We start from the raw sequence: 24,073 nt of genomic DNA on the forward strand, positions 1-24,073 counted from the left end.
GAGTGTCTCCCCCGCTTGTGTCCGCGGTTTCAGTGTTCCTTGATGCCGAATTTCTTGCCGACGTACTGCGCGAACATCACGAGCACGAACAGCAGCAGGATGAAGAGGACGCCCAGCGCGGAGAGCTCCACGTACTGGCCGTTCTCCCACAGCTCCCAGATGATGATGGACACCACTTCCGTGCCGGGGCTGTAGAGGAGGATCGAGCTGGAGAGCTCGCGGATCGAGACGATCATGATGTAGATCCACCCCGCGACCAGGCCCGGCTTGAGCAGCGGCAGCACGATGCGGCGGAAGGTGGTGCCCCAGGAGGCGCCGCTCATGGCGGCCGACTCCTCGAGCTCCTTGTGGATCTGCAGCATCGACGTGGTGTTGAAGCGCAGGCCGTAGGGCATGAAGCGCGTGATGTAGGCGATGAACAGGATCCACATCGTCCCGTAGACGCCGACGTCGACGTTTAGGTAGAAGATCATCAGCGCCAGGCCCAGCACCAGGCCCGGGAACACCATCGGCATCGAGGCGAGGTTGTCCAGGAGCCAGCGGCCCGGCAGCTTGGTCTTCACCACGATCCAGCAGATCACCGAGGTGATCAGCATGATCAGCGTGGCGCAGCCGAAGGACAGCAACAGGCTGTTCCACACCGAGCGCGTGAGGTTCGGGTAGCTGAGCACGAAGCGGTACGGATCCAGCGTGAGGTTCTGCAGCGCCTGCATCGAGGGCACCGAGTAGAACTTCTGGAACGAGGACCACACCAGCACCGCGAAGGGCAGCACCACGATCAGCGCGAAGTACAGGAAGAACACGCTGGCGGCGAGCCAGCGCCAGCGGCCCAGGTCGATCTGGCGCGGGCGGAAGCCCTTGCCCGTCATCGTCGAGTACTTCGAGCCGCTGCTGGAGAGCTTGGAGATGAAGTAGATGCCGATGGTGGTGATCGCCAGCAGCGTGATCGCGTAGGTGGACGCCAGCCCGATGTTGCTCGGGTAGCGGTGCACCGCCTGGTAGATCGAGGAGGTGAACACGTGGATGCCCACCGGCAGCCCGAGCAGCGCGGGCACCTCGAAGGACTCGATGGCGCGCACGAACAGGATCAGGAAGGTGGCGAAGATCGCCGGCCACGACAGCTTCAGCGTGATGTGCCACAGCACCTGGAACACGTTGGCGCCGCTCATGGTGGCCGACTCCTCCAGCGACGGGTCCATCGCGCGGAAGGCGGCCGTCATCAGCAGGAAGGCCATCGGCGAGTAGTGCAGGCCGTCGACCCAGATCATTCCCCACATGGAATAGATGTCGAACAGCGGCTTCTCGAAGCCGAACCACTGCACCAGCACCAGGTTCAGGATGCCGATCTTGGGGCTGCCCAGCAGGATCCACGCCACCGTGAACAGGATGCCGGGGATCACCAGGGGGATCAGCGACAGCGCGTAGAACAGCGACTTGAACGGCGTGTTGGTGCGCTCGTTCATCCACGCGAGCGTCGTGCCCACGAAGAAGGCGAAGCCGGCGACGCCGATGGCGAACTGCGTGGAGTTCCAGAACAGCCGCAGCGTCTCGGGGTTGGTGTAGGCGCTGACGTAGTTGCCGAGGGTGAACTCCGCCGCCTTCGTCGCCGTCTGCGGCGTGAAGAAGCTCTGCCACAGCAGGAAGCCGAGCGGGATGACGGCGATGTACAGCGTGAACGCGACGCAGGCGCCGATGACGACCATCTTCCAGCTGATGGGGAAGGGTCGCCGCTCGGCGGGCGCCGCGGGCAGCTCCAGGCCGTCCGACGCCTTCAGGGAGGCATTGCTCATTTTGTTCTGTGTTCCTTTAGGCGGACCGTCGGTCCGCAGCGCGATACAACGGACTGTAGCGGTCGTGCTTGATCCAAGTCAATGCACGGTGATCGGTACTAACCCGCAGTGCCTTCGCGCGAGCTCAGGCGCGCGCGGCGATGCAACTCCACAGGCCCTGGCGCAGCGCCTCGCCGTCGAGGTCGCGGCCGATGAACACCAGGCGCGTGGAACGGGTCTCGCGCGCGCCCCAGGGCCGCTGCGGCTCGCCTTCGAGCAGCATGTGCACGCCCTGCACGACCCAGCGGCACGGATCGCCCTGCACGTCGACGATGCCCTTGAGCCGCAGGATGCGCGGTCCCTCGCGCGCCACCACGTCGCGCAGCCATGCCACGAAGGCCTGGCCGTCGACCGGCTCGTCGAGGTCGAAGCAGACGCTGGCGATGCCGGCCTCGGCGACGTGGTCGTGGACGTGCCCGTGGCCGCAGTGCTCGTCGTGGACGTGCTCCTCTTCGTGGTCGTGGCCGTGCAGGAACTCCGGCTCCAGCGCGAGGATGCGATCGAGATCGAAGCCGCCGCGATCCAGGATCGCCGCGAGCGGCACCTTCGAACGCTTCGCGCGGTGGATCGGCGCCAGCGGATTGAGCCGCCGCAAGCGGCGCTCCACTTCCTCCAGCCCCGGTTCGTCCACGAGGTCGGTCTTGTTCAGCACGATCTGGTCGGCGAAGGCCACCTGCTCGGCGGCCTCGCGGGTGTCGGCCAGCCGCAGCGGGAGGTGCCGCGCATCGACCACCGTCGTCACCGAATCGAGGCGCGTGCCGGCCTGCAGCACGGGGTCGACGAAGAAGGTCTGCGCCACCGGCCCGGGATCGGCGAGGCCCGTGGTCTCGACGATGATCCCGTCGAAGCGTGCCGGCTGGTCCGCGTGCCGCTCGAGCAGTCCCTGCACCGTGCGGATCAGGTCTCCCCGCACCGTGCAGCACACGCACCCGTTGTTCATCTCGAACAACTCCTCGTCGGCGCCGACGATCAGTCCGCCGTCGATGCCGATCTCGCCGAATTCGTTGACGACCACCGCGTAGCGGCGCCCGTGTTCCTCCGACAGGATGCGGTTCAGCAGCGTGGTCTTGCCGGCGCCCAGGAAGCCCGTGAGCACGGTGACCGGGATGCGCGTGTCCACATCACATCCAGGGCATCAGGGATGCATGGATGACATCGGGCACGCCGGCGTTGCCGACGGAACGGATCGCGAGGTCGGTGTCCTTCAGGCCGAACTTGTGGGTGGTGATCTTCTCCAGCGGGAAGCGCTTGGACGCGATCTGCGCCAGTGCCAGCTCGCAGGCGCGGTAGCTGTGGCCGCGGGCGCTCTTGATCGTGATCCACTTGAGCGTCATCTTCGACAGCGGCCAGTTGGGAAAGTCGCCCATCTCGCCCTGCACCACCATCGTCCCGCCCTTGCGCTTCAGCGCCTCGATGCCCAGCAGGATCGGGAAGGTGCCGGCGCCCGCGGTGCAATCGAGCACGACGTCCACTCCGCGGCCGCCGGTCAACTCCAGGATCCGCGCCAGCGGATCCTCGGTCTGCACGTTGATCACGTGGTCGGCGCCCAGCAGCTTGGCCACTTCCAGTCGCGCGGCGTCCTTCGACGTGCCGGTCACGATGATCTTGCTGGCGCCCGCCTGCTTGCAGATCACGGTCTGCGACAGGCCCTGCTGCCCCGGACCCTGGATCAGCACGATGTCGTCGTACTTGACGCCGCCGTCGAACAGCGACCATTCGACGCCGTTGGCCATGGGGGTCACCAGGCCGGCGAGCTCCGGCGCCACGCCGGCGGGCACCTTGTGGATGATGGAGTTCCAGGGCAGGTACACGTACTGCGCGAAGCCGCCCCAGAGGTGCGGCGCCTTCTCGGTGGACGTGTAGCCGAAGCGCAGGCCGTCGGGATTGCCGCGCCAGTCGGTCGCCTCGCAGTGGCGGTACTCGCCGCGGTGGCACCACTCGCACTTCATGCAGCCGACGTAGTGCTCCACGAACACCAGGTCGCCTTCCTTGAAGCCCTTGCGCTTGGTGAAGTCGCGCCCCGCCTTGGCGATGGTGCCGATGTTCTCGTGCCCCATGATCACCGGGGCGCCCTTCAGCGGCTCCTTGTACATCTTGACGTCGGTGCCGCAGATGCCGGCCACTTCCATCTTCAGCAGCGCCGCGTCGGGCGGCACCTCGGGCATGTCGTATTCGCGGATCTCGATCTTGCTGGGGCCGGTCTTCACCGCGGCCTTTACCTTTTCCATCTCTGTCTCCTGTGGTCTCGGGGCGCCGTTACAGGCGCTCGCCTTCCTTCAGCACGCCGGCGATGCGCAGGGCGCCCTCCAGCCAGCCCGGGCGGATCGCGCCGCCGCCGGTGATGTCGGCGATGCGCTTGCGCTCGTCGGCCACCTTCTTGTCGGCCAGCGGCAGCAGCGACTTCGCCTTCTCGCGCTCGACGACCACGACGCCGTCGGCGTCGGCCACGACCAGGTCGCCGGGGTGGATGGTCACGCCGCCGCAGGACACGGGGTGGTTGATGCGGCCCGGCACGTTCTTGGTGGGGCCGTTGGGATTGGCGCCGACGCTCCACACGGGGAAGCCCAGCTCCAGCAGTTCCTCGGTGTCGCGATGGCTGGCGTCGAGCACCACGCCGGCGAAGCCGAGGCGCTTGCAGGCCGTGAGCATGATCGCGCCCATCAGCGCCGCGCTGCGGTCCGCCTTGCCGTCGATCACCAGCACGTCGCCGGGTCGCGCCATCGCCATCGCCGCGTGGATCATCAGGTTGTCGCCGGGACGCACTTCCACCGTGAAGGCGGGGCCGCAGGCGCGCATGGTCGGCGCGAGCGCGCCGATGCGGCCGTCCAGGGCGCCGCGGCGGCCGGCGACGTCGGCCAGGATGGAAGAGGCGAAGGTCGCGGCGCCGGCGACGACCTCGGGGGCGACGCGCTCGAAGTCGCGGCGGATGTCGGCGAGGGGATCGGTCATGGTGGGTTCCTTTCAGCGGCCGCGCCGCTTGAGCAGTTCGTCGAGACGGGGATACACGCGGCGGGCGTTGCCCTCGAACAGGGCGTGGCGGTCGCTGGCTTCCAGGCCGGACAGCGCGTCGATGTAGCGCTTGGTGTCGTCGAAATGGAAGCCGTTGTCGGGGTCGATGCCCGGCACCGCGCCGAGCATTTCGGAGGCGAACAGGATGTTGGAGACCGGCACCACCTCCGTCATGAGGCGCAGGCCCGGCTGGTGGTACACGCAGGTGTCGAAGAACACGTTCTTCAGCAGGTGCTCGGCCAGCGGCTTCTTCTGGATCGACAGGCACAGCCCGCGGTAGCGTCCCCAGTGGAAGGGCACCGCGCCGCCGCCGTGCGGGATCACGAACTTCAGCTCCGGGAAGTCGCGGAACAGGTCGCCCTGGATCAGCTGCATGAACGCCGTGGTGTCGGCGTTGATGTAGTGCGCACCCGTGTGGTGGAAGTTCGGGTTGCAGCAGGACGAGACGTGGATCATCGCCGGCATGCGCAGCGCGACGAGCTTCTCGTACAGCGGATACCAGTGGCGGTCGGTCAGCGGCGGGCCGCTCCACCAGCCGCCGGAGGGATCGGGGTTGAGGTTGACGCCGACGAAGCCGAGGTCGGCCAGCCGCTGCAGTTCATCGATGCATTCCGCGGGCGCGACGCCCGGGAACTGCGGCAATTGCCCGACGCCGGCGAAGTTGTCCGGCAGCAGCTGCGTGATGCGGTGGATCAGGTCGTTGCTGATCGTCGTCCACTGGCGGCTCACCTGCGCGTTGCCCACGTGGTGCGCCATGCCGGCAGCGCGCGGGCTGAAGATGGTGAGGTCGCTGCCGCGCTCCTTCTGCAGCTTCAGCTGCGGCTGCAGGCTCTGGACGATCGTCTCGTCGCCGATGTTCAGGTCGGCCAGCGTCTTCGCGGCCGGACGGCGCGCGGCATCGGCCAGGCCGGCCAGCTGCTTGTCGCGGAAGGTGTGCAGCGCCGCCGGCTCGGTCGTGTAGTGGCAGTGGATGTCGATGATCATGCGGCGGCGGCGAGGAATTCGAGCAATCGCGCGGGCACGTTGGCCGCGGTCTGCTCCGCGGGGGCGATGTCCCAGTAGTCGGAGCGGGGCAGGCACTCCTGGAAGTAGCGCGCGGCCGACGTGGCATGCGATGCGTCCTGGCCCGGCACGACGAGCGTGGGGATGTCCAGCCGCATCAGCTCCTCGGGCTCCGCGCCCGGCGCCGTGTCGCGATCGAGCAGCGCGCGCAGGGTGGCGAGCACCGCCAGCTTGTAGCGTTCGACGTCCTGCTTCTCGAAGGCGGCCGCGAAGGCGAAGTCCCGCCGCAGCACGCTCACCCAGGGTCCGCCGCGCGGGTCCTCGCCGAAGCTCTTGCTGCCGGAGCGGGCCAGCGTCACCACGGCGGCCAGGCCCTCCTGCTGCACGAAGGCGAGGTGCTGCATGAAACGCTGGTGGCCGCCGATGCGGTACTTCGCGCCGCCGACCGGCCAGTACAGGACCATGCTGCGCACCATCTCCGGATGCGCCGCCGCGAAGGCGGCCACGGGCGAGCAGCCCATGCAGCCGCCCATCAGGTGGGCGCGTGCGTGGCCCAGATGCACCAGCAGGCCCTTGCCCTGCGCGACGTAGTGTTGCCAGGTGATGCGCTCGACGCGTCCGCCGCTGGCGCCGGTTTCCCGGCGGTCGAAGAGGATGCACTGGAACCGCTCCGCGAGCGGTTCCAGCATCCCCGTTTTCGCATACACCCCCAGCGACGACCACTTCTCCAGCGTGGCATCGAAACCGCCCGGCGAGAACATCAGCAGCGGCTCGCCGCGGCCGCGCACTTCGTAGCGGGTTTCGATCCCATCGATCATGACCACGGACATGTCAGCGCCCTTTCACCGGAATGCCGCCCTTGATCTGGCGGGCCGCGCGCACGTCCTCGGCATACGAGGAAAGCGCATCGAGCGCCGTGCGGGCGACGAGCGCATAGGTGTCCGGCGGGTTGTCGATGGTGGACGCCGCGTAGCCGATGGCGGCGTTCGCCATCCGCATGCGGCCATCGAGCCACGGTCCGCCGCCCAGTCCGCCGATCACGGGGATCTGCACGGCCTGCGTCACCGCGGGTCCCGCGACCGGGCCGCTGTGCGTGAAATCGAGCAGGCTGGCACCGGCGGCTTCGAGGCGCTGGGCTTCCGCCACCAGCTGCTCGGTGAGCGAAGGCGGCAGCTGCACGCCCGGCTGCAGCGTGCTCTTGTAGTCGACGCCGTGCTTGAGGGCCGTGTGCGGCGTGATGCCGAACTGCGCGAACACCGGGATGCCCGCGCGCGCGATCGCCGCGACGGCTTCGGGATACTCCGCGGCGCCATCGAGCTTGACCATGTCGACGCCGGTTTCCTTGACGAAGCGGATCGCGGCGGCGAGCGCCGCGTCGGCGCCCTGTTGCAGCGGACCGTAGGGAAAGTCGACGCTGACCAGGGCGCGCTTGACGCCGCGGCGCACGGCCCTGGTCACGATCAGCATCTCTTCCATCGTGACTTCGAGCGGGTTGGCGTGCCCCCAGACGTTCACGCCGACCGTGTCGCCGACGGACACGATGTCGACGCCGGCGCGGTCGGCGATCTGCGCCATCTGGAAGTCCCAGGCGACCACGCCCACGATCTTGCGGCCCTCGCGCTTCATGCGGTGCAGGGCGGGCAGCGTCATTGCACTGCTGCTGTCCATGTCGTCTCCTCTTTTTCTTTCGCTCAGGCCTGCAGCCGGTGCGTGGCCGGCGCGAACAGGTCTTCGATGCGCATGGGGCGGTCGATGATCTTCTGCGCCGCGGCATGCGCCATCAGCTCTTCGAGCATCGGGCGGTTCGGCGCGATGCCGTAGGGCAGGGGATCGCTGCCGGTGATCTCGATGACGCGGCGGTGCATGCGGTCCACCGCGGTCGGCTTCTCGATCGCGCCGGCCTGCAGCTGGCGCACATAGCGCCGCTTGGATTCGGCGAAGGCCTCGAACACCTCCGCGGCGAGCCCCGGTTCCCCGGCGAGCAGTTCGTCGCGCACCACGACGAGGTGGTTGGCGGGGTAGTGGCCGCGCTCGCGCAGCGCGCGATAGCCGGCTTCTTCCGCGTCGGGGATCAGCGGCACGACGTCCGGATGCTCGATCTGCAGGTTGATCACGCCATCGAGCTCGCCGGCGGCGACCACCTCGTCCATCTTGCGGCCCTTCTCCAGCGGCACCACGTTGGCCGGCGGGCGGTATTCCGCGACGTGTTCGTCGCCGGAGAGCACCCAGGTCACCTGGTCCAGGGCGACGTCGTGCTCGGACTGCAGCACGCCACGGGCCCACACGCCGGTGGTCACGGTGTAGCCGCGGTTGACGCCCAGCCGGCGGCCCTCGATGTCCTTGGGTTGGCGAATGCCTGCGTTCCGGTTCACCAGGATCGCGCCGTGGTGGAAGCCGCGCACCAGGAAGATCGGCAGCGCGGTGAAACGCTTGCCATGCGCCTTCGCGCACAGATAGGTCGTGAGCGCCATCTCGCAGACGTCGAACTCGTTGCCCCGCACCATGCGGCGGAAGCCGTCGACCAGCACCGGCACGTCCTCGAAGTCGAACTCGAAAGAGGCGGGCTGGACGCTGCCGTCCTTGAGCGCCTGGTTGTTCCCCTGCGTGCGGGTGACGGTCTTGAGCTTGCGTCGGGCCATGGTGTCGTGCGGAGTAGGAACGGGATCAGCAGCAGTCGCAGCCGTAGCCTTCAGGCACGGCCAGCGCGCGCTTCATCCACGCGTAGGGCAGGTCGTCCGGCGCGATGTCGGCGGCCGGCTTGAAGATCTTGAAGTGGTGCCGCTGGCCGTCGAGCGTCCAGAACGCCACCACCGTTTCGATGGGAGGACAGCCCGGGACGGTGCACGCCACCTCGGTCGCCAGCACGGCCTCGCGCGGCGACAGGCCGAAGCGCTCGCGCGTCCAGGCGCGGATGTGCTCCAGCGCTTGCGGCTGTGCCCTGGCCTTGCTGAACGAACCGATCACGGCATCCCATCGCTGCGGCGGCCGGCGTCAGACGCTGACGTGCTTCTTGCCGGGCTCGGCGCGCATCGCCTCCTTCGCCGCGTCGGCGAAGGGCAGCTCCTTCGGCAGCACGATGGCGACCGAGCGGATGCGCTGCGTGTCCGGCTCGCGGCCGATCGGCAGCTGGCCCTTGTCGGCCAGCGCCTTCGCCGCCTTCATCAGGCGCTGGCGCGCCATGATGATCCCGTTGTCGGTGCTCACCAGGTTCTCGCGCGTGCGGTCCTGGATGGCGCCCATGCTTTCCTGCAGCGATGCGTCCTGCATCGCGATGCCTTCGATGCCGCTGTAGTGGACGCCCGCCTTCTGCGCGGCGCGGTCCATCAGGTAATCGTTGTCCTTGTTCTGCAGCGGCCGGAAGGTGCCCGGCACGTAGCGCACGTGGATGCCCTTGCCGTCTTCCATCGCCTGCACTTCCGACTTCGTGAGGTCGCGCGTGGGGTGGTAGTCGAAGCTCCAGGCCCAGTTGTTCTCGTCGTCGATCGGCACCCAGAAGTGGCCGTGCACCGGGTGGTCGCCGCGCGGGGGCACCATCGTGAAGCAGGGCATGACCCAGGGCGTGATGCGCCAGTAGTAGCTGCCTTCTTCCGCGTTGCGGCGCACGCCGATGTTGAGGCCGCCTTCGGAGGGAACGACCTCGAACACCGGCTTGAGGTCGCTCAGGTTGTACTGGTTGCCCTTGGCGCCCTTGAACAGCGGGTCGTGGTTCAGCGCGCCGCTGTGCAGGAAGGACACGTGGCTGGAGTCGATGCCGCCTTCCATGGCCTGCAGCCAGTTGCATTCCTGCAGGCGCTTGGAGGTGAAGCTCTGGGGCGCGGGCACCGTCGCGAACTCCCACTCGGGCAGCGGCGGCTCCTCGGCGGGCGGGCCCATGTAGATCCAGATCACGCCGCCGCGCTCCACCAGCTTGTACGACTTGAGCTTGATGCGGTTGCAGTAGCCGCTTTCCGCCGGCTCCGACGGCACGTCGATGCACTGGCCGTTCACGTCGTACTTCCAGCCGTGGTACGGGCAGCGGATGCCGCCTTCCTCGTTGCGACCGAACCACAGCGAAACGCCGCGATGCGCACAGAACTCGTCGATCACGCCGAGGCGGCCGGCCGAATCGCGGAAGGCGACCATCGGCTCCGACAGCAGTTTCAGCCGCACCGGCGGGCAGTCCGGCTGCGGCAGCTCCGTCGACAGCAGGGCCGGCAGCCAGTAGCGGCGGAAAAGCTCGCCCATCGGCGTCCCCGGGCCGGTCTGGGTGAGCAGGTCGTTCTGTTCCTTCTTCAGCATTTGAGTGTGGGCTCCTGAGGCGCGGGCTGTTGGTGTAGTTGTCCGAGTTCCATATAAAGGAACGCTGTTCCTTTGTGGAAAACGACGATATCATTGCGTCCCATCAACGTCAATTGGAGATTCCTGGGCATGACGCAGACCACCTGCCGCCACCTTGCGCTCTGCAGTCGCGCCGAGGTCGAACCTGGCACGGCGATCCGCATCGAGAAGGAGGGCCTCACGCTCGCCGTGTTCAACCTCGAGGGCGAGTTCCACGTCACCGACGACATGTGCACCCACGGTCCGGGCTCGCTGTCCGAGGGCTGCATCACGGGCGAGGTGGTGGAATGCGACTTCCACAACGGCGCCTTCAACATCCGCACCGGCGAGGTCGTCGCGCCGCCGTGCATGGTGCCGCTGCGCACCTATCGCACCGTCGTCGACGACGAGGGTTTCGTCTCCATCGAGCTCTGACGCAGCCGCGGCGCGTCAGCCCCTACTTCTTCTCGGCGAGCACCGCCTTCGCGGGCGGGCTCCAGCGCTCGATCTCCGTTTCGACGAACCGCCGGAACGCGGCCGGATCGAGGTCCGCGGCGACCATGCTTTCCTGCTGCAGCTGCGCGCGGATCGCCGCCGACTTCAGTCCGCGCCGCACTTCCGCGTTGAGGCGCTCCACGATGTCGGCCGGCATCCCCGCGGGCCCGGACAGCGAGAACCAGGTGGTGCCCGTCAGGTTCGGATAGCCCAGTTCCGCGAACGTCGGCGCGTCCGGGTATTCGGGCAGGCGCGAGGGCGAGGTCAGCGCCAGCAGGCGCAGCTTGCCGGAGGCGAAGTGCGCGTTGGCCGAACTGAGCGTCATGCAGGCCGCCGGCACCTGGTTGGCCAGCAGGTCGGCGACGGCCGGCCCGGCGCCCTTGTAGGCGACGTGCACCATGTTCAGCTTGAGGGCCGAGCGCAGGAGCTCGCCGGTGAGGTGGCCGTGCGTTCCGCGGCCCGGCGACGCCCAGCTGATGCCCTCACCCGGCGCGCGCGCCTGGGTCACGAACTCCTCGAAGTTGCGCCAGGGCCGCGTGCCGTTCACCACCAGCGCGATCGGCGGGCCGCCGAGCAGCGCGATGTGCGTGAAGTCCTTCAGCGGATTGAAGGTCGGGCCCGCCGCCGGCGCGATGACGTGCGAGCCGATGCCGGACACGACCAGCGTGTAGCCGTCGGGCGCGGAGGAGGCCACCTGCTGCGAGCCGATGATGCCGCCGGCCCCGGCCTTGTTCTCCACCACCACCGGCTGCTTCAGCGCATCGGACAGGTGCTTGGCGATCGCCCGCCCCAGCGTGTCGGCGCTGCCGCCGGCCGCATACGGCACGACCAGCTTCACCGGCTTCTGCGGCCAGTCGGCCGCGGAACCGGCCAGCACCGGCGCGGCGACCGCGCCCAGCGTGGCGCCGGCGGCTTGCCGCAGGAAGCCGCGTCGGGCGGCGGAAGGAGGAAATGGATGGCGTGCGCGTGCGGACAATCGACTTCTCGCGGTAATGCGGCCGGCCCGGAAGGGGCGGCTCCGCGGGGCACTATGGGGGCCGTGCCGCACGCCTGTCAATCATAGAAGACCCTCGTTCTTTCATGCGGACCGACGGCGGCATTGCGGTCCGGACCGGACGCCGCTACATTTCAGGGCGGAGCGGAGTGGCGCGTCTTCATGCGGACCGATGGTCCGTATACGGGAACCGCGGCCGTTGCCCTTGCGCCACGCGAGGCGGGTCACGCGCCGTTTCGCTCCCTTTCTTCAACCCGACCCGGAACCGGATGACCAGCGCCACCGATCGAACCCCCTCCGAGCAGCCCAGCCCCGCCGACCAGGAAGCCCGCGTCCTCGTCGATCCCTACCGCGACTGGTCCGAGGGCGAAGGCATCCCGATCCACCTCGATTTCGGCCACAACCTGCTGCAGCTGGAGACCGGCCCCTGGGACCGGTACGACGCGCGCGGCTGCTTCGCGCACACCCACGGCGCCGGCGACTTCATGGCCAACTACGTGCTGGAGGTCGCCCCCGGCCGCAAGACGCGCCCCGTCAAGCATCTCTACGAGATGTTCTGCTACGTGCTGGCCGGCCACGGATCCACGAAGATCTGGCTGCCCGGCGGCGAGACCCGCACCTTCGAATGGGGACCCAAGGCGCTGTTCGCCATTCCCCTCAACTGCCAGTACCAGGTGTTCAACGCGAGCGGCTCGCAGGCCGTGCGGATCTCCTGCACCAACGACGCGCCGATCACGATCAACCTGTACCACAACCTCGATTTCGTTTTCGACAATCCCTGCACCTTCCCCGAGCGCACCGGCGGCCAGCGCCACTTCGAGGGCGAAGGCGAGCACAGCACCTGGGTGGCGAAGAACGACATCAAGCGCAACCTGTGGGAGACCAACTTCGTCCCCGACCTGTCCAGCTTCAAGCTGTACGACTTCGAGGAGCGCGGCAAGGGATCCAAGAACATCAGCTTCATCCTCGCCGACGGGACGATGCACTCGCACGTGTCGCAGATCCCGAAGGGCCGCTACAAGAAGGCCCATCGCCATGCCGCGGGAACCCACGTGCACGCGGTGGACGGCACCGGCTATTCCCTGCTCTGGTACGAGGGGGATTCCGGGTTCCGCGAGTTCCCCTGGGAGCACGGCTTCATGTACACGCCGCCCTTCTGGATGTTCCACCAGCACTTCAACACCGGGCCGCAGCCGGCGCGCTACCTCGCCTGCAGCCTCGGCAGCCGGCGCTATCCCTTCATCTCGCTGCGCCGCAAGAGCTCCGAGGGCGCGGGCTCGATCTCGATCTCGCAGGGCGGCCGCCAGATCGAGTACGAGGACCAGGACCCGCGCGTGCACCGCAAGTGGCTGGACGCGCTGCGCCGGACGGGCGTGCCGTCCGAGATGGGCGAACTCATCGACGAGAAGGCGATCCTCGCGCTGGATCCTGCGACACTGACCGGCGTGATCCGCACGCCGCGCTCGATCGGGCCGGCGGTGTAGGGCGAAAAGGGCAGGGCATGGCGCACGAGCTGGACATCGACCACGAACACGAGGAGCACGACGAGGACGCCGCCGCGATCGGCCAGCTGATCTGGGAGCAGGAGACGCTGCAGCTGCGCACCGTGGGCATCGACATCGGCAGTTCCACCTCGCACCTGCTGTTCGCGCGCATCACGCTGCAGCGCCAGTCCGAGGGCTTCTCCAGCCGCTTCGTCGTCGTGGGCCGCGAGGTGCTGTGGCGATCGCCCATCTGCCTCACGCCCTTCCTGTCCGACGGCACGATCGACGCCCACGCGCTCGACCACTTCATCCACGACGCGTACCACGCAGCGGGCCTGCACCGCCGCGACATCGACAGCGGCGCGGTGATCCTCACCGGCGAGGCGATCAAGCGCAGGAACGCCCGCGCGATCGACGAGCTCTTCGCCGGCGAGTCCGGCAAGTTCGTCTGCGCCACCGCGGGCCACCAGATGGAATGCCTGCTCGCCGCGCACGGCTCCGGCGCCACGGCGATCTCCGCCCGCCGCAAGGAGTGCGGCTTGCACGTCGACATCGGCGGCGGCACCACCAAGCTGGCGCTGATCGATCGCGGCGAAGTGGTCGGCGTCGCCGCCTTCGCGGTGGGCGGCCGCCTGCTGGCGCGCGACGCCGCCGGTGCGTGGTCGCGCATCGACGACAGCGCAAGACGGGTGGCGAAAGATCTCGGACTGGATCCCGTGCCTCGCACCTTTGCCGACGCCGCCGCTCGCGAGGCCGTCTGCGAACGGCTGGCGGCCCTGATCGTCGACCAGATCGCCGCCACCGGCCTTGACGACCTGGGCCGCTCGCTCGAACTCACCGATCCCTTGCCGCGCACGGTCGCGCCCGCGTACGTGACCTTCTCGGGGGGCGTCTCGGAATACATCTTCGGCCGCGAAACCGGCGACTTCGGCGACATCGCCGCTCCCCTGGCCGCCGCCGTGGTGCGGCAATTGCGCCAGCGCGTGCGGCTGAAGGTCGTCGAGCCGCTGGAGCGCATCCGCGCGACGGTCATCGGCGCCTCGCAGTTCACGGTGCAGGTGAGCGGCAAGACCATCCACCTTCCCGACCCCGGCGTGCTGCCGGTGCGCAACATCCCCGTGCTGCATCTGCCCCCCGGACTCGCCGGGCGCGCATCGCCGCAGGAGATCGCGGAGGCGTTCGCCGCCGCCGCCCGCTTGCAGGATCTCGCCCCGTCCGCGGTGCTGGCGCTGTCGTTCACCTGGGACGGCGAGCCCGAGCACGCACGGCTGCTGGCCATGGCCCGCGGCATCCGGCAATTCGCCGCGCCCGGTGGCGTGCGCGAGCAGCCGCTGTTCCTGATGATCGACGGCGACGTGGGCGCCTCGCTCGGGCGCATCCTGCGCGAGGAAGCGGGACTGCGGGGCGACCTGGTTTCCGTCGACGGCATCCAGCTGCGCCCGCTCGACTTCGTCGACGTCGGCGAGCTGCTCGACCCGCCGGGGGTCGTGCCCATCGTCATCAAGTCGCTGTTGTTCGCTGCGCCGTGACGCGCCGCGCGCGGACTCCTAGTTGCCGCGCGTGCGCGCGTCGTTCAGCAGCGACACCAGCGCATCGAGCTCCACCGGCTTGGTGAGGTGGCCGTCGAAGCCCGCCTCGCGGGTGCGGCGCTTGTCCTCCTCGTTGCCGAAGCCGGTCATCGCCACCAGCAGCAAGGAGTCGCCTCCGGGCAGGGCGCGCAGGCGCTTGCGCGCCTCGTAGCCGTCCATGCCGGGCATGGCGAGGTCCAGCAGGATCATCTGCGGGCGGAATCGCTCGGCGAGCCGGATGCCCGTCTCGCCGTCGTAGGCGCACTCGACCTGGTTGCCCAGCAGCCGCAGCACGTCGGTGGCGCTGTCGGCCGAATCGCGGTTGTCGTCGATCACCAGCACGCGCAGGCCGCTGGCGGGATCCTGGACGCCCTTTTCGTCCTCTTCCGCCGCGACCTGGCTGGCCAGCGGCAGGCGCACGGTGAACGTGCTGCCTTGCCCGAGGCCGGGACTCGCCGCCTCGATGGAGCCGCCGTGCATCTCGGTGAGCGAGCGGGCCAGCGTGAGCCCGATGCCCAGGCCGCTCTCGGCGGCGGCGGAGGTGCCGCCGTCGGCCTGCATGAACAGCTGGAAGATCGTCTGCAGGTTCTCCGGCGCGATGCCGCGGCCGTTGTCGATGACGCACAGGTTCACCAGGTTGCCGCTGGCCTCCACCCGCAGGCGGATGCGGCCGCCGTCGGGCGTGTACTTCGCCGCGTTCACCAGCACGTTCTGCAGCACCTGCGACAGGCGCGTGGAGTCGCCGTTCACGTACAGCGCCTCGGCAGGCTGCTCCGTCTCGAAGGAATGGCGCCGCGCGGCCATCACCGGCCGGGCGATCTCGACGCTGCGCGCCACGATGTCGCTCACCCGCAGCAGTTCCTTGCGCAGCGTGATCTTGCCGGTGCTGAGCCGGCCCACGTCGAGCAGGTCGTCGACCAGCCGCGTGATGTGCGTCAGCTGCCGGTCGATCACGTCGCGGCAGTTGCGCAGCACCGGGCTCGTGAGCGACTCCAGCTGCATGATGGTCACCGCGTTGCGGATCGGCGCCAGCGGATTGCGCAATTCGTGGGCGAGCATCGCGAGGAACTCGTTCATGCGCCGGCTGGACTGCTCCAGTTCCTCCAGCCGCCGCCGCTCGCTCGTGTCGCGCACGATCTTGGCGTAGCCGCGCAGTTCGCCGTCGGGCCCGTAGACCGCGGTGACCACGACGTTGGCCCAGTACATGGCGCCGTCCTTGCGCACCCGCCAGCCTTCTTCCTCCACCCGGCCGTGTTCGCGCGCGTCCTGCAACTCGCGCTCGGGCTTGAGTGCCGCGGCGTCCTCGGGCGTGTAGAACGAGCGGAAGTGCCGGCCGATGATCTCCTGCGCCTGGTAGCCGTTGATCGCCTGCGCGCCGGCGTTCCAGCTCTCGACGACGCCCTCCGGGCTCAGCAAGAAGATCGCATAGTCGCGCACGCTGTCCACCAGCAGGCGGAAGCGCTCCTCGCTGACGCGCAGCTCCTCCTCGTGGTGGCGGCGTTCGGTGAGGTCGCGCGTGATCTTGGCGAAGCCGGTGAGCTCGCCCATCGGCCCATAGAGCGCCGTGAGGATGACGTTGGCCCAGAAGCGCGTGCCGTCCTTGCGCACGCGCCAGCCTTCGTCCTCGAAGCGGCCGCGCAGCTTGGCCAGGCGCAGCTCCTCCTGCGGCCAGCCGGAGTCGACTGACGCCTTCGGATAGAAGATGGAGAAGTGCTGCCCGAGGATCTCCTCGCGCGTCCAGCCCTTGAGCTTCTGCGCGCCGGTGTTCCAGGAGACGATGCGCCCGTCCGGGTCGAGCAGGAAGATGCCGTAGTCGCTCACGGCCTCGATCAGCAGCTGCATGCGCTGCTCGAGGGTGTTCTCGGGACGTTCGGCCGCCAGTGGGTTCATGCCTTGACGATTATCGAAAGCAATCCCTGCGCCCGCGGATGCTGAATTTGGTGAACGCGGCGCAGTCCTACATGCCGGCGGTCGTGGTGTAGTTCTTTGGGGTTCACCAGTCCGCACTCTCTTCGAGGAAGCGGGCAAACAGCCCGCACAAGCGCGGAAGTTCCCGCTCGACGGCGACGAGGTCACCTTCACTCGCGGATGTTTCCAGTTCGCGCGCGACCGCCTGAACGGGATCGGCGCCGATCATGGCCGCGGAGCCGGCCAGCGAGTGCAGGTGCCGGTGCAAGTCGGCCTGCCGGGCTTGAGAGAGCGCTTCGGTGGCCGAGGCGAGCACCCGCGGCGCATGCTGGCGAAAGGATTCCAGGGCCACCGTGAACAGCTCCGGGTCGCCCCCCAGCCGCTGCAGGGCCAGCTCGCGGTCGAAGAGCGTGTCCTGAGTTGGCGCGGCCGCCGCGCTGGCCGGAGAGGCGGTCGTGGAGGCCGCATTGCCGGTCCACTCGGCCAGCACCTGGGCCAGGCGCGCGGGGTCCACCGGCTTGGGCAGGTAGTCGTTCATGCCCCAGGCCAGGCAGCGCTCGCGTTCGCCGGCGGCGGCATTGGCGGTCAGGGCCACGATCGGCTGCGTGAAGCCCTGCGCGCGCAGGCGGCGCGAAGCCTCGTAGCCATCCACGCGCGGCATCCGGCAATCCATCAGGACCAGGTCGTAGTCTTCGGCTTCGGCGGCCTCGACCGCTTCCTGCCCGTCGCCCACCACCGTCACCTCGTGGTAACCGGCCTGCGCCAGCAGCCCGCGGATCACGACCTGGTTGGTTTCGTTGTCCTCGGCGACGAGCACCCGCGTGTCATGGCGGGCCGTCGCCGGCGCCGGCTTCGGGGCGCCGCCGGCGACCTGCGCCGCGGCGGCCGGCCGCAGCGGGATCTCGCAGCGGAAGGAGGCGCCGCGGCCCGGTTCGCTTTGCAGCAGCACGCTGCCGCCCATCATCTCGCACAGCTGCTTCACGATTGCCAGGCCCAGCCCGGTGCCGCCGAAGCGGCGCGCGGTGGAACTGTCGGCCTGCGTGAAGCGCTGGAACAGGCGCTGCTGCACTTCGTGCGGGATGCCGATGCCGGTGTCCCACACGGAGAACATCAGCGTGTGCTCGCCGCGGCCCGGCGCGGCGCGCCCGACGACCAGGCCGAACTCGCCCTGCGTGGTGAACTTCAGCGCGTTGGTCAGCAGGTTGTTGAGCACCTGCCGCAGGCGCCCGGCGTCGCCGGTCACCGCCCGCGGCACGCGAGCGTCGACGTCCAGCATGAAGCGCAGGCCCTTTTCCCCGGCGCGCAGCCGGTACAGCTCGGCGAGCTGCTGCAGCAATTCGTCGAGCCGGAAGGGCGTGTTCTCGAGTTCCATCCGGCCGGATTCGATCTTGCCCAGGTCCAGCAGGTCGTTGATCAGTTCGAGCAGCGATCCCGCGCTGGCGTCGGCGAGTTCCACGTAGCGGCGCTGCTGCGGCGTGAGTTCCTCCGCCAGCAGCAGCCGCGTGAGTCCCAGCACGCCATTGAGCGGCGTGCGGATCTCGTGGCTGACGTTGTCGAGGAAGGCGCTCTTGGCCACGCTCGCCGCCTCGGCGGCCGCCTGCGCCTGGCGCACCTCGGCCTCCGCCGCGCGGCGCTGCGTCACGTCGCGGAAGCTCCAGACGCGGCCCGGGCGCGCGTCGCCCAGCAGCAGCGGGCGCGAATAGCGCTCGAACACCCGGCCGTCGTGGAAGTCCAGCATGTCGAAGCTTTCCCGGCTGGACGAGGCGAGCAGTTCCCGGATCCGCCCGGTGAAGGCGGCGGGGTCCTTCACCTGCGAGAGCACGTGCCGGATCAGGTGCTGGTTGCTGCGCTTGACCAGCTCCGGCGGGATGCGCCACAGGTCCATGAAGCGCTGGTTCGTCAGCAGGATGTCGCCGTCGGGCCCGACGACCAGCAGGGCATCGGTCGTCGCTTCCACCGTGCCGCGCACGATGGCCGCGGTGCGCGCCGCCTGCTCCTCGGCGGCGCGGCGTTCGCTGATGTCGGCGATCACGCCGATGAAGCCGGAACGCGGGGGTTCGCCCCAGCGGCCGGGACGCGCCTGCACGTGGACGGCGCCGCGGCTGCCGTCCGGCCGCGCGATGTCGAATTCGCGGTCGAAGTCGGCGCGGCCGGCCACGGTCTCGTCCCAGGAGAACGCGACCTGCCCGCGCTCGGCGGGGACGACGGCGTCCTGCCAGCCGAGGCCGAGCGCGCGCTCCTGGCTGAAGCCCAGGATCTCCTGGCCGCGGCCGTTCAGGTGGAACAGCGCGCCGTTCGCATCCGCCTGGAAGATGCCCAGCGGCGAAGCGAAGGAGATCGCCTGGAAGCGCGACTCGTCGCCCACCACCGTCAGGTCGTGCAGGCGCTCGCGCTGCAGCAGCGCCCATTGCGCCACCGCCGCGAGGTCGCGCAGCGCCGCCTGCTGCTGCGGCGTCAGCGAGCCGGGCTGGCGGTCGATCACGCAGAGGGTGCCGATGCGCTCGCCCGAGGGCATGGAGATCGGCGCGCCCGCATAGAAGCGGATCCCCGGCTCGCCCGTGACCAGCGGGTTGGCCCGGAAGCGCGCGTCGCGGGTGGCGTCGGGCACTTCCATCACGGCGTCGTCGCGGATGGCGTGGTCGCAGAAGGCGAGGTCGCGCCGGGTCTCGGTGACGCCCTCCAGTCCGCGGTTGGCCTTGAACCACTGGCGCTCCTCGTCGACCAGCGACATCAGCGCGATCGGCGTGCCGCAGATCGCCGCGGCGATGCGCACCAGGGCGTCGAACACCGGCTCGGGCTCGGTGTCCAGCACCGCCAGCATGCGCAGGCGCGCCAGCCGCCGGCGTTCGGTCTCGTCGGTCGGGAGGGCTGCGGAGGCGGGCGGGTTCGTCATCGGCTGCTCGGCCGCCATGATAGGGGGGCGGGTCCAGGCCGGGGGCGGACCTAGAATCTCCACATGACTTTCGTAGAGATGCTGCAGGCCGCGCAGGCGCGCAATGGTTCGATGCTGTGCGTGGGCTTCGACCCGGAGCCGACCCGCTTCCCGGCGGGCCTGGCGAACGACGCGGGCCGCATCTTCGATTTCTGCGCCCGCATCGCCGACACCACCGGCGACCTGGCGATCGCCTTCAAGCCGCAGATCGCCTATTTCGCCGCGCACCGCGCGGAGGACCAGCTGGAGAAGCTGATGCGCCACCTGCGCGCCAGCTTCCCGCAGGTGCCGGTGATCCTCGATGCCAAGCGCGGCGACATCGGTTCCACGGCGGAGCAGTATGCGCGCGAGGCCTTCGAACGCTATGGCGCCGATGCGGTGACGCTGTCGCCTTTCATGGGTTTCGACTCGGTGCAGCCTTACCTGAAGCACCCGGGCAAGGGCGCCTTCCTCCTGTGCCGCACCTCCAACCCGGGCGGCGACGACCTGCAGAACCAGCGCCTCGCGGGGCTGCCGGGCGAGCCGCTGCTCTACGAGCACATCGCGGGGCTGGCCCAGGGGCCGTGGAACCTGAACGGGCAGCTGGGGCTGGTGGTCGGCGCGACCTATCCGGCGGAGATCGAGAAGGTGCGGGCGATCGCGCCGACGCTGCCCCTGCTGATCCCCGGGGTCGGCGCGCAGGGGGGCGATGCGGTGGCGACGGTGCGGGCCGGCTGGCGGCCGGACGCGCCGATCGTGGTCAACTCCTCGCGGGCGATCCTGTATGCGTCGGGCGGTGCCGATTTCGCGGAAGCGGCGCGCAGGGAGGCCCTGCGCACGCGCGACCTGCTGGAGGCCGCGAAGGCCTGATCGCGCTCAGTGCACCGGCAACACCGCCGGCATCCTGAATTCGCGTCCCACCAGCGCCCGCGCATACAGGTAGTTGTTCCGGCTGCGCTCGCTCAGGTGGTCCAGGTCGACGTGCCCCTGCGCATCGCAGGGAAAGGAAAATCCGCGGCCGCTGTCGAACAGCGACAGGTAGCGAAGCTGGAATGCGTCGATGTGCAGGATGCTGTCCATGGCGGTCTCCTCCGTGGTTCATGCACCATGGATAGCACGCCGGGCGTGGATGGCTTCGTCCAAAAGGAGGAAGCCGCGTCCGCCTACTCAATACATGCGATTGCGGGGCCTGCGGAACATGGCGACGATCACCAGCAGCACGATCGCGCCGATCACCGAGGCGATCCAGCCGGCCGGCTCGTTGGCGCGGTACCAGCCCATGGCCTGGCCGACGAAGCTCGCGAGGAAGGCGCCGGCGATCCCCAGCAGCGTGGTCAGGATGATCCCCATGCGATCGTTGCCCGGCTTGAGGGCGCGGGCGAGCAGGCCCACGACGAAGCCGACGATGATGGTTCCGATGATGCTCATGTAGCGCTCCGAACTCTCTGTTGGTCCGCCGCCATGCTAAGCAGGAGCCGGGGGGCGCGCTGTAGGCGCGGGCTGACGCGGCCGGTACGAATCAGGCCAGGAAACGCTTCAGGTAGTGTCCCGTGTGGCTCGCGGCGTGCGCCGCGACGTCCTCCGGCGTGCCGGCGACCACCACCGTGCCGCCGCCGTCGCCGCCTTCCGGCCCCATGTCGATCACCCAGTCGGCCGTCTTGATCACGTCCAGGTTGTGCTCGATCACCACGATCGTGTTGCCCGCGTCGCGCAGCTGGTGCAGCACCTTCAGCAGCAGGTCGATGTCGGCGAAGTGCAGGCCGGTCGTCGGTTCGTCGAGGATGTAGAGCGTGCGTCCGGTGTCGCGCTTGGACAGCTCCAGCGCCAGTTTCACGCGCTGCGCCTCGCCGCCCGACAGCGTGGTCGCCGACTGTCCGAGCTTGATGTACGACAGGCCCACTTCGATCAGCGTGTGCAGCTTGCGCGCGATGGCGGGCACCGGCTTGAGGAAGTCGTAGGCGTCCTCGACCGTCATGTCGAGCAGCTGCGCGATGTTGCGGCCCTTCCACTGCACTTCCAGCGTCTCGCGGTTGTAGCGCTGGCCGCGGCAGACGTCGCAGGGCACGTAGACGTCGGGCAGGAAGTGCATCTCCACCTTCACCACGCCGTCGCCCTGGCAGGCTTCGCAGCGGCCGCCGGCGACGTTGAAGGAGAAGCGCCCCGGCCCGTAGCCGCGCTCCTTGGCGGTGGCGGTCTCCGCCATCAGCTCGCGGATCGGGGTGAACAGGCCGGTGTAGGTCGCCGGGTTGCTGCGCGGCGTGCGGCCGATCGGCGACTGGTCGACGTTGATCACCTTGTCGAAGTGCTCGATGCCCTCGATCGCCTCGTGCGGCGCCGGCTCCTCGTGCGCACGGTAGAGCTCGCGGGCGACGGCCGCATACAGCGTGTCGTTGACCAGCGTGGACTTGCCCGAGCCCGAGACACCCGTGACGCAGGTGAGCAGGCCCACCGGGATCTCCACGGTGACGTCCTTCAGGTTGTTGCCGGTGGCGCCGGCGATCCGGATCACCTGCGGATCGAGCTGCTCGCCCAGGCGATTGCGCTTGGCGGGCACGGGGATCTTCAGCGTGCCGACCATGTAGCGGCCGGTGAGCGATCCGGGATGCGCCAGCACTTCCGCGGGCGTGCCCTGCGCCACCACCTCGCCGCCGTGGAGGCCGGCGCCCGGCCCCATGTCGACCACGTAGTCGGCGGCGCGGATCATGTCCTCGTCGTGTTCCACCACCAGCACGCTGTTGCCCAGGTCGCGAAGGTGCTGCAGCGTGCCGATCAGGCGGTCGTTGTCGCGCTGATGCAGGCCGATGGACGGTTCGTCCAGCACGTACATCACGCCGGTGAGGCCGGAGCCGATCTGCGAGGCGAGCCGGATGCGCTGCGCCTCGCCGCCCGACAGCGTCTCGGCGCTGCGGTCCAGGCTCAGGTAGTTGAGGCCCACGTCGTTGAGGAAGCGCAGGCGGTTGCCGATCTCGCGCACGACCTTGTCGGCGATCTCCGCCTTCGCTCCGCGCAGCTCGAGGTCCTCGAACCAGGCCTGGCTGTCGCGCAGCGTCATGTGGCCGATCTCGAAGATGGCGCGGGATTGCGTGCCTTCGCCCAGCCGCACGTGGCGCGCCTCGGTGCGCAGGCGCGTGCCGTCGCAGCTGGGGCAGGGCTGCAGGCTGCGGTAGCGGGCGAGTTCCTCGCGCACCGCGGCCGAATCGGTCTCGCGGTAGCGGCGCTCCATGTTCGGGATGATCCCTTCCCAGGGGTGCTTCTTGTTCACCCTGCGCCCGGCGGACGCGCCCGATTCCAGCGCGTAGGTGAAGCGGATCTCCTCCTCGCCGGAGCCGTGCAGGATCGCCTTGCGCAGGTGCGGCGCCAGTTCCTCGAAAGGCGCGTCCACGTCGAACTTGTAGTGGCGCGCCAGGCTTTCGACCAGCCCGAAGTAGTAGGGATTGCGCCGGTCCCAGCCCTTGATCGCGCCGCCGGCGATCGACAGCTCCGGGAAGCCGACGACGCGGGTGGCGTCGAAGAACTCCATGGTGCCGATGCCGTCGCAGCTGGGGCAGGCGCCCACCGGCGAGTTGAAGGAGAACAGGCGCGGCTCGAGCTCCGCGATCGAGTAGTGGCAGATTGGGCAGGCGAACCTGGCGTTGAACAGGTGTTCCTTTCCCGTTTCCATTTCGACCGCGACGGCGCGGCTGTCGGCCAGGCGCAGCGCGGCCTCGAAGCTTTCGGCGAGACGCTGCTGCATGCCTGCCCCGGACTTTGATCCGGGGTCCGGCCGCACCTTCAACCGGTCGACCACCACGTCGATGTCGTGCTTCTCCGACTTCTTGAGCTTCGGCAGGTTGTCGAACTCGAACACCTCGCCGCCGACGCGGAAGCGCACGTAACCCTGGCCCTGCATCTCGGCGAACAGATCGGTGAACTCGCCCTTGCGCTCGCGCGCCACCGGCGCCAGCACCATCAGGCGCGTGTCCTCGGGCAGCGCCAGCACGGCGTCGACCATCTGCGACACGGTCTGCGCCTGCAGCGGGATGTCGTGCGTGGGGCAGTAGGGCGTGCCGGCGCGGGCGAACAGCAGGCGCAGGTAGTCGTGGATCTCGGTGACGGTGCCCACCGTCGAGCGCGGGTTGTGGCTGGTGGCCTTCTGCTCGATCGAAATCGCCGGCGACAGGCCCTCGATCATGTCGACGTCGGGCTTGTCCATCAGCTGCAGGAACTGCCGCGCATACGCGGACAGGCTTTCCACGTACCGTCGCTGGCCCTCCGCATAGAGCGTGTCGAAGGCGAGCGAGGACTTGCCGGAGCCCGACAGGCCGGTGATCACGACCAGCTGGTACCGCGGCAGGTCGAGATCGATGTTCTTCAGGTTGTGCGTGCGCGCGCCGCGGATGCTGATCCGCTGGCCCAGCGCCTCGTGCAGGTACTTGCCTCTGGTGTCTTGATTCAAGGTGTCCGGCGCGCCAAGGGAAACCCGACATGATAGGCCGCTGGCGTCGGCCCGGTCGAACCCCGGCCAAGTCGGCAAGTTCGCGTCCGCCCGTAATGGCCCCGACGATTTGTATCCCGCGGGAATAAACGCCGGGGCGGTT

The 24,073-nt window shown here is 69.0% G+C and carries 20 protein-coding genes; 4 read left to right on the plus strand and 16 right to left on the minus strand.

Going from position 1 to position 24,073, the window contains the following annotated elements; translation table 11 throughout:
• Nucleotides 1–29 precede the first annotated feature (29 nt).
• The 10 genes from VF522_RS11135 to VF522_RS11180 form a co-directional block, all read right to left on the minus strand.
• Nucleotides 30–1,790 (minus strand): iron ABC transporter permease, encoded by a 1,761-nt coding sequence (locus VF522_RS11135; RefSeq protein WP_330908331.1) that lies wholly within the window; start codon nt 1,788–1,790, stop codon nt 30–32.
• 124 nt (nt 1,791–1,914) lie between these two features.
• Nucleotides 1,915–2,949, minus strand: a complete 1,035-nt coding sequence (locus VF522_RS11140) for a GTP-binding protein (protein ID WP_330908332.1) — start codon at nt 2,947–2,949, stop codon at nt 1,915–1,917.
• A 1-nt stretch (nt 2,950) separates the two neighbouring features.
• Nucleotides 2,951–4,057 (minus strand): zinc-dependent alcohol dehydrogenase, encoded by a 1,107-nt coding sequence (locus VF522_RS11145; RefSeq protein ID WP_330908333.1) that lies wholly within the window; start codon nt 4,055–4,057, stop codon nt 2,951–2,953.
• Between the two features lie 28 nt (nt 4,058–4,085).
• Nucleotides 4,086–4,778, minus strand: a complete 693-nt coding sequence (locus VF522_RS11150; protein ID WP_330908334.1) for an RraA family protein — start codon at nt 4,776–4,778, stop codon at nt 4,086–4,088.
• Between the two features lie 12 nt (nt 4,779–4,790).
• The gene (locus tag VF522_RS11155; RefSeq protein WP_330908335.1) at nt 4,791–5,822 is read right to left on the minus strand and encodes an amidohydrolase family protein; all 1,032 of its coding nucleotides are present in this window, start codon (nt 5,820–5,822) and stop codon (nt 4,791–4,793) included.
• Nucleotides 5,819–6,670: an alpha/beta hydrolase gene (locus VF522_RS11160; RefSeq protein WP_330908336.1), complete on the minus strand. Its 852-nt coding sequence runs from the start codon at nt 6,668–6,670 to the stop codon at nt 5,819–5,821. Before VF522_RS11160 ends, VF522_RS11155 begins: the two co-directional genes overlap by 4 nt.
• Nucleotide 6,671: 1 nt before the next feature.
• The gene (locus VF522_RS11165) at nt 6,672–7,508 is read right to left on the minus strand and encodes a 3-methyl-2-oxobutanoate hydroxymethyltransferase (protein ID WP_330908337.1); all 837 of its coding nucleotides are present in this window, start codon (nt 7,506–7,508) and stop codon (nt 6,672–6,674) included.
• 23 nt (nt 7,509–7,531) lie between these two features.
• The gene (locus tag VF522_RS11170; RefSeq protein WP_330908338.1) at nt 7,532–8,479 is read right to left on the minus strand and encodes an ABC transporter substrate-binding protein; all 948 of its coding nucleotides are present in this window, start codon (nt 8,477–8,479) and stop codon (nt 7,532–7,534) included.
• Between the two features lie 25 nt (nt 8,480–8,504).
• On the minus strand, nt 8,505–8,804 hold the full coding sequence (locus tag VF522_RS11175) for a hypothetical protein (RefSeq protein ID WP_330908339.1): 300 nt from the start codon (nt 8,802–8,804) through the stop codon (nt 8,505–8,507).
• A gap of 27 nt (nt 8,805–8,831) precedes the next feature.
• Nucleotides 8,832–10,118: an aromatic ring-hydroxylating dioxygenase subunit alpha gene (locus tag VF522_RS11180; RefSeq protein WP_330908340.1), complete on the minus strand. Its 1,287-nt coding sequence runs from the start codon at nt 10,116–10,118 to the stop codon at nt 8,832–8,834.
• Nucleotides 10,119–10,247: 129 nt separating this feature from the next.
• Here VF522_RS11180 and VF522_RS11185 point away from each other — a divergent pair, with 129 nt between their 5' ends.
• A complete protein-coding gene (locus VF522_RS11185; RefSeq protein WP_330908341.1) occupies nt 10,248–10,571 on the plus strand; it encodes a non-heme iron oxygenase ferredoxin subunit in 324 nt (107 codons plus the stop codon).
• Nucleotides 10,572–10,593: 22 nt separating this feature from the next.
• On the opposite strand, the gene VF522_RS11190 is transcribed toward VF522_RS11185, so the two are convergent.
• Nucleotides 10,594–11,607 carry a tripartite tricarboxylate transporter substrate binding protein gene (locus VF522_RS11190; protein WP_330908342.1) on the minus strand — a complete coding sequence of 338 codons (1,014 nt, stop codon included), beginning with the start codon at nt 11,605–11,607 and terminating at the stop codon, nt 10,594–10,596.
• 287 nt (nt 11,608–11,894) lie between these two features.
• On the opposite strand from VF522_RS11190, the gene VF522_RS11195 reads away from it, so the two are divergent.
• Together VF522_RS11195 and VF522_RS11200 are read left to right on the plus strand one after the other, a co-directional pair.
• Complete coding sequence (locus VF522_RS11195) at nt 11,895–13,109, plus strand: hypothetical protein (protein ID WP_330908343.1); 1,215 nt, start codon at nt 11,895–11,897, stop codon at nt 13,107–13,109.
• A gap of 17 nt (nt 13,110–13,126) precedes the next feature.
• Nucleotides 13,127–14,638 (plus strand): ethanolamine ammonia-lyase reactivating factor EutA, encoded by a 1,512-nt coding sequence (locus VF522_RS11200; protein ID WP_330908344.1) that lies wholly within the window; start codon nt 13,127–13,129, stop codon nt 14,636–14,638.
• 18 nt (nt 14,639–14,656) lie between these two features.
• Here the strand turns inward: VF522_RS11200 and VF522_RS11205 are convergent, their stop codons facing one another.
• On the minus strand, nt 14,657–16,567 hold the full coding sequence (locus VF522_RS11205) for a PAS domain S-box protein (protein WP_330908345.1): 1,911 nt from the start codon (nt 16,565–16,567) through the stop codon (nt 14,657–14,659).
• 103 nt (nt 16,568–16,670) lie between these two features.
• Nucleotides 16,671–19,478 carry an ATP-binding protein gene (locus VF522_RS11210; RefSeq protein WP_330908346.1) on the minus strand — a complete coding sequence of 936 codons (2,808 nt, stop codon included), beginning with the start codon at nt 19,476–19,478 and terminating at the stop codon, nt 16,671–16,673.
• A 63-nt stretch (nt 19,479–19,541) separates the two neighbouring features.
• Here VF522_RS11210 and pyrF point away from each other — a divergent pair, with 63 nt between their 5' ends.
• Entirely contained in the window at nt 19,542–20,366 is an 825-nt protein-coding gene (gene pyrF / locus VF522_RS11215) for an orotidine-5'-phosphate decarboxylase (protein ID WP_330908347.1), read from the plus strand.
• Between the two features lie 6 nt (nt 20,367–20,372).
• On the opposite strand, the gene VF522_RS11220 is transcribed toward pyrF, so the two are convergent.
• From VF522_RS11220 to uvrA, 3 genes are all read right to left on the minus strand, one after another.
• Nucleotides 20,373–20,576, minus strand: coding sequence for a hypothetical protein (locus VF522_RS11220; RefSeq protein WP_330908348.1), 204 nt, complete (start codon nt 20,574–20,576; stop codon nt 20,373–20,375).
• Nucleotides 20,577–20,663: 87 nt separating this feature from the next.
• The gene (locus VF522_RS11225; protein WP_330908349.1) at nt 20,664–20,924 is read right to left on the minus strand and encodes a GlsB/YeaQ/YmgE family stress response membrane protein; all 261 of its coding nucleotides are present in this window, start codon (nt 20,922–20,924) and stop codon (nt 20,664–20,666) included.
• A 91-nt stretch (nt 20,925–21,015) separates the two neighbouring features.
• The gene (uvrA, locus tag VF522_RS11230; protein WP_330908350.1) at nt 21,016–23,931 is read right to left on the minus strand and encodes an excinuclease ABC subunit UvrA; all 2,916 of its coding nucleotides are present in this window, start codon (nt 23,929–23,931) and stop codon (nt 21,016–21,018) included.
• Between the last annotated feature and the right edge of the window lie 142 nt (nt 23,932–24,073).

Source organism: Ramlibacter sp. (assembly GCF_036383835.1).
GTDB lineage: Bacteria > Pseudomonadota > Gammaproteobacteria > Burkholderiales > Burkholderiaceae_C > Ramlibacter.

Excerpts from the sequence above, each read along its gene's own strand:
- VF522_RS11150 (WP_330908334.1), bottom strand. The coding sequence starts at position 4,778 with ATGACCGATCCCCTCGCCGACATCCGCCGCGACTTCGAGCGCGTCGCC.
- VF522_RS11160 (WP_330908336.1), bottom strand. The coding sequence starts at position 6,670 with ATGTCCGTGGTCATGATCGATGGGATCGAAACCCGCTACGAAGTGCGC.
- VF522_RS11195 (WP_330908343.1), top strand. The coding sequence starts at position 11,895 with ATGACCAGCGCCACCGATCGAACCCCCTCCGAGCAGCCCAGCCCCGCC.
- VF522_RS11210 (WP_330908346.1), bottom strand. The coding sequence starts at position 19,478 with ATGACGAACCCGCCCGCCTCCGCAGCCCTCCCGACCGACGAGACCGAA.
- VF522_RS11170 (WP_330908338.1), bottom strand. The coding sequence starts at position 8,479 with ATGGCCCGACGCAAGCTCAAGACCGTCACCCGCACGCAGGGGAACAAC.
- VF522_RS11225 (WP_330908349.1), bottom strand. The coding sequence starts at position 20,924 with ATGAGCATCATCGGAACCATCATCGTCGGCTTCGTCGTGGGCCTGCTC.
- pyrF (WP_330908347.1), top strand. The coding sequence starts at position 19,542 with ATGACTTTCGTAGAGATGCTGCAGGCCGCGCAGGCGCGCAATGGTTCG.
- VF522_RS11180 (WP_330908340.1), bottom strand. The coding sequence starts at position 10,118 with ATGCTGAAGAAGGAACAGAACGACCTGCTCACCCAGACCGGCCCGGGG.
- VF522_RS11185 (WP_330908341.1), top strand. The coding sequence starts at position 10,248 with ATGACGCAGACCACCTGCCGCCACCTTGCGCTCTGCAGTCGCGCCGAG.
- VF522_RS11155 (WP_330908335.1), bottom strand. The coding sequence starts at position 5,822 with ATGATCATCGACATCCACTGCCACTACACGACCGAGCCGGCGGCGCTG.
- VF522_RS11205 (WP_330908345.1), bottom strand. The coding sequence starts at position 16,567 with ATGAACCCACTGGCGGCCGAACGTCCCGAGAACACCCTCGAGCAGCGC.
- VF522_RS11135 (WP_330908331.1), bottom strand. The coding sequence starts at position 1,790 with ATGAGCAATGCCTCCCTGAAGGCGTCGGACGGCCTGGAGCTGCCCGCG.
- VF522_RS11200 (WP_330908344.1), top strand. The coding sequence starts at position 13,127 with ATGGCGCACGAGCTGGACATCGACCACGAACACGAGGAGCACGACGAG.
- VF522_RS11165 (WP_330908337.1), bottom strand. The coding sequence starts at position 7,508 with ATGGACAGCAGCAGTGCAATGACGCTGCCCGCCCTGCACCGCATGAAG.
- VF522_RS11145 (WP_330908333.1), bottom strand. The coding sequence starts at position 4,057 with ATGGAAAAGGTAAAGGCCGCGGTGAAGACCGGCCCCAGCAAGATCGAG.
- VF522_RS11220 (WP_330908348.1), bottom strand. The coding sequence starts at position 20,576 with ATGGACAGCATCCTGCACATCGACGCATTCCAGCTTCGCTACCTGTCG.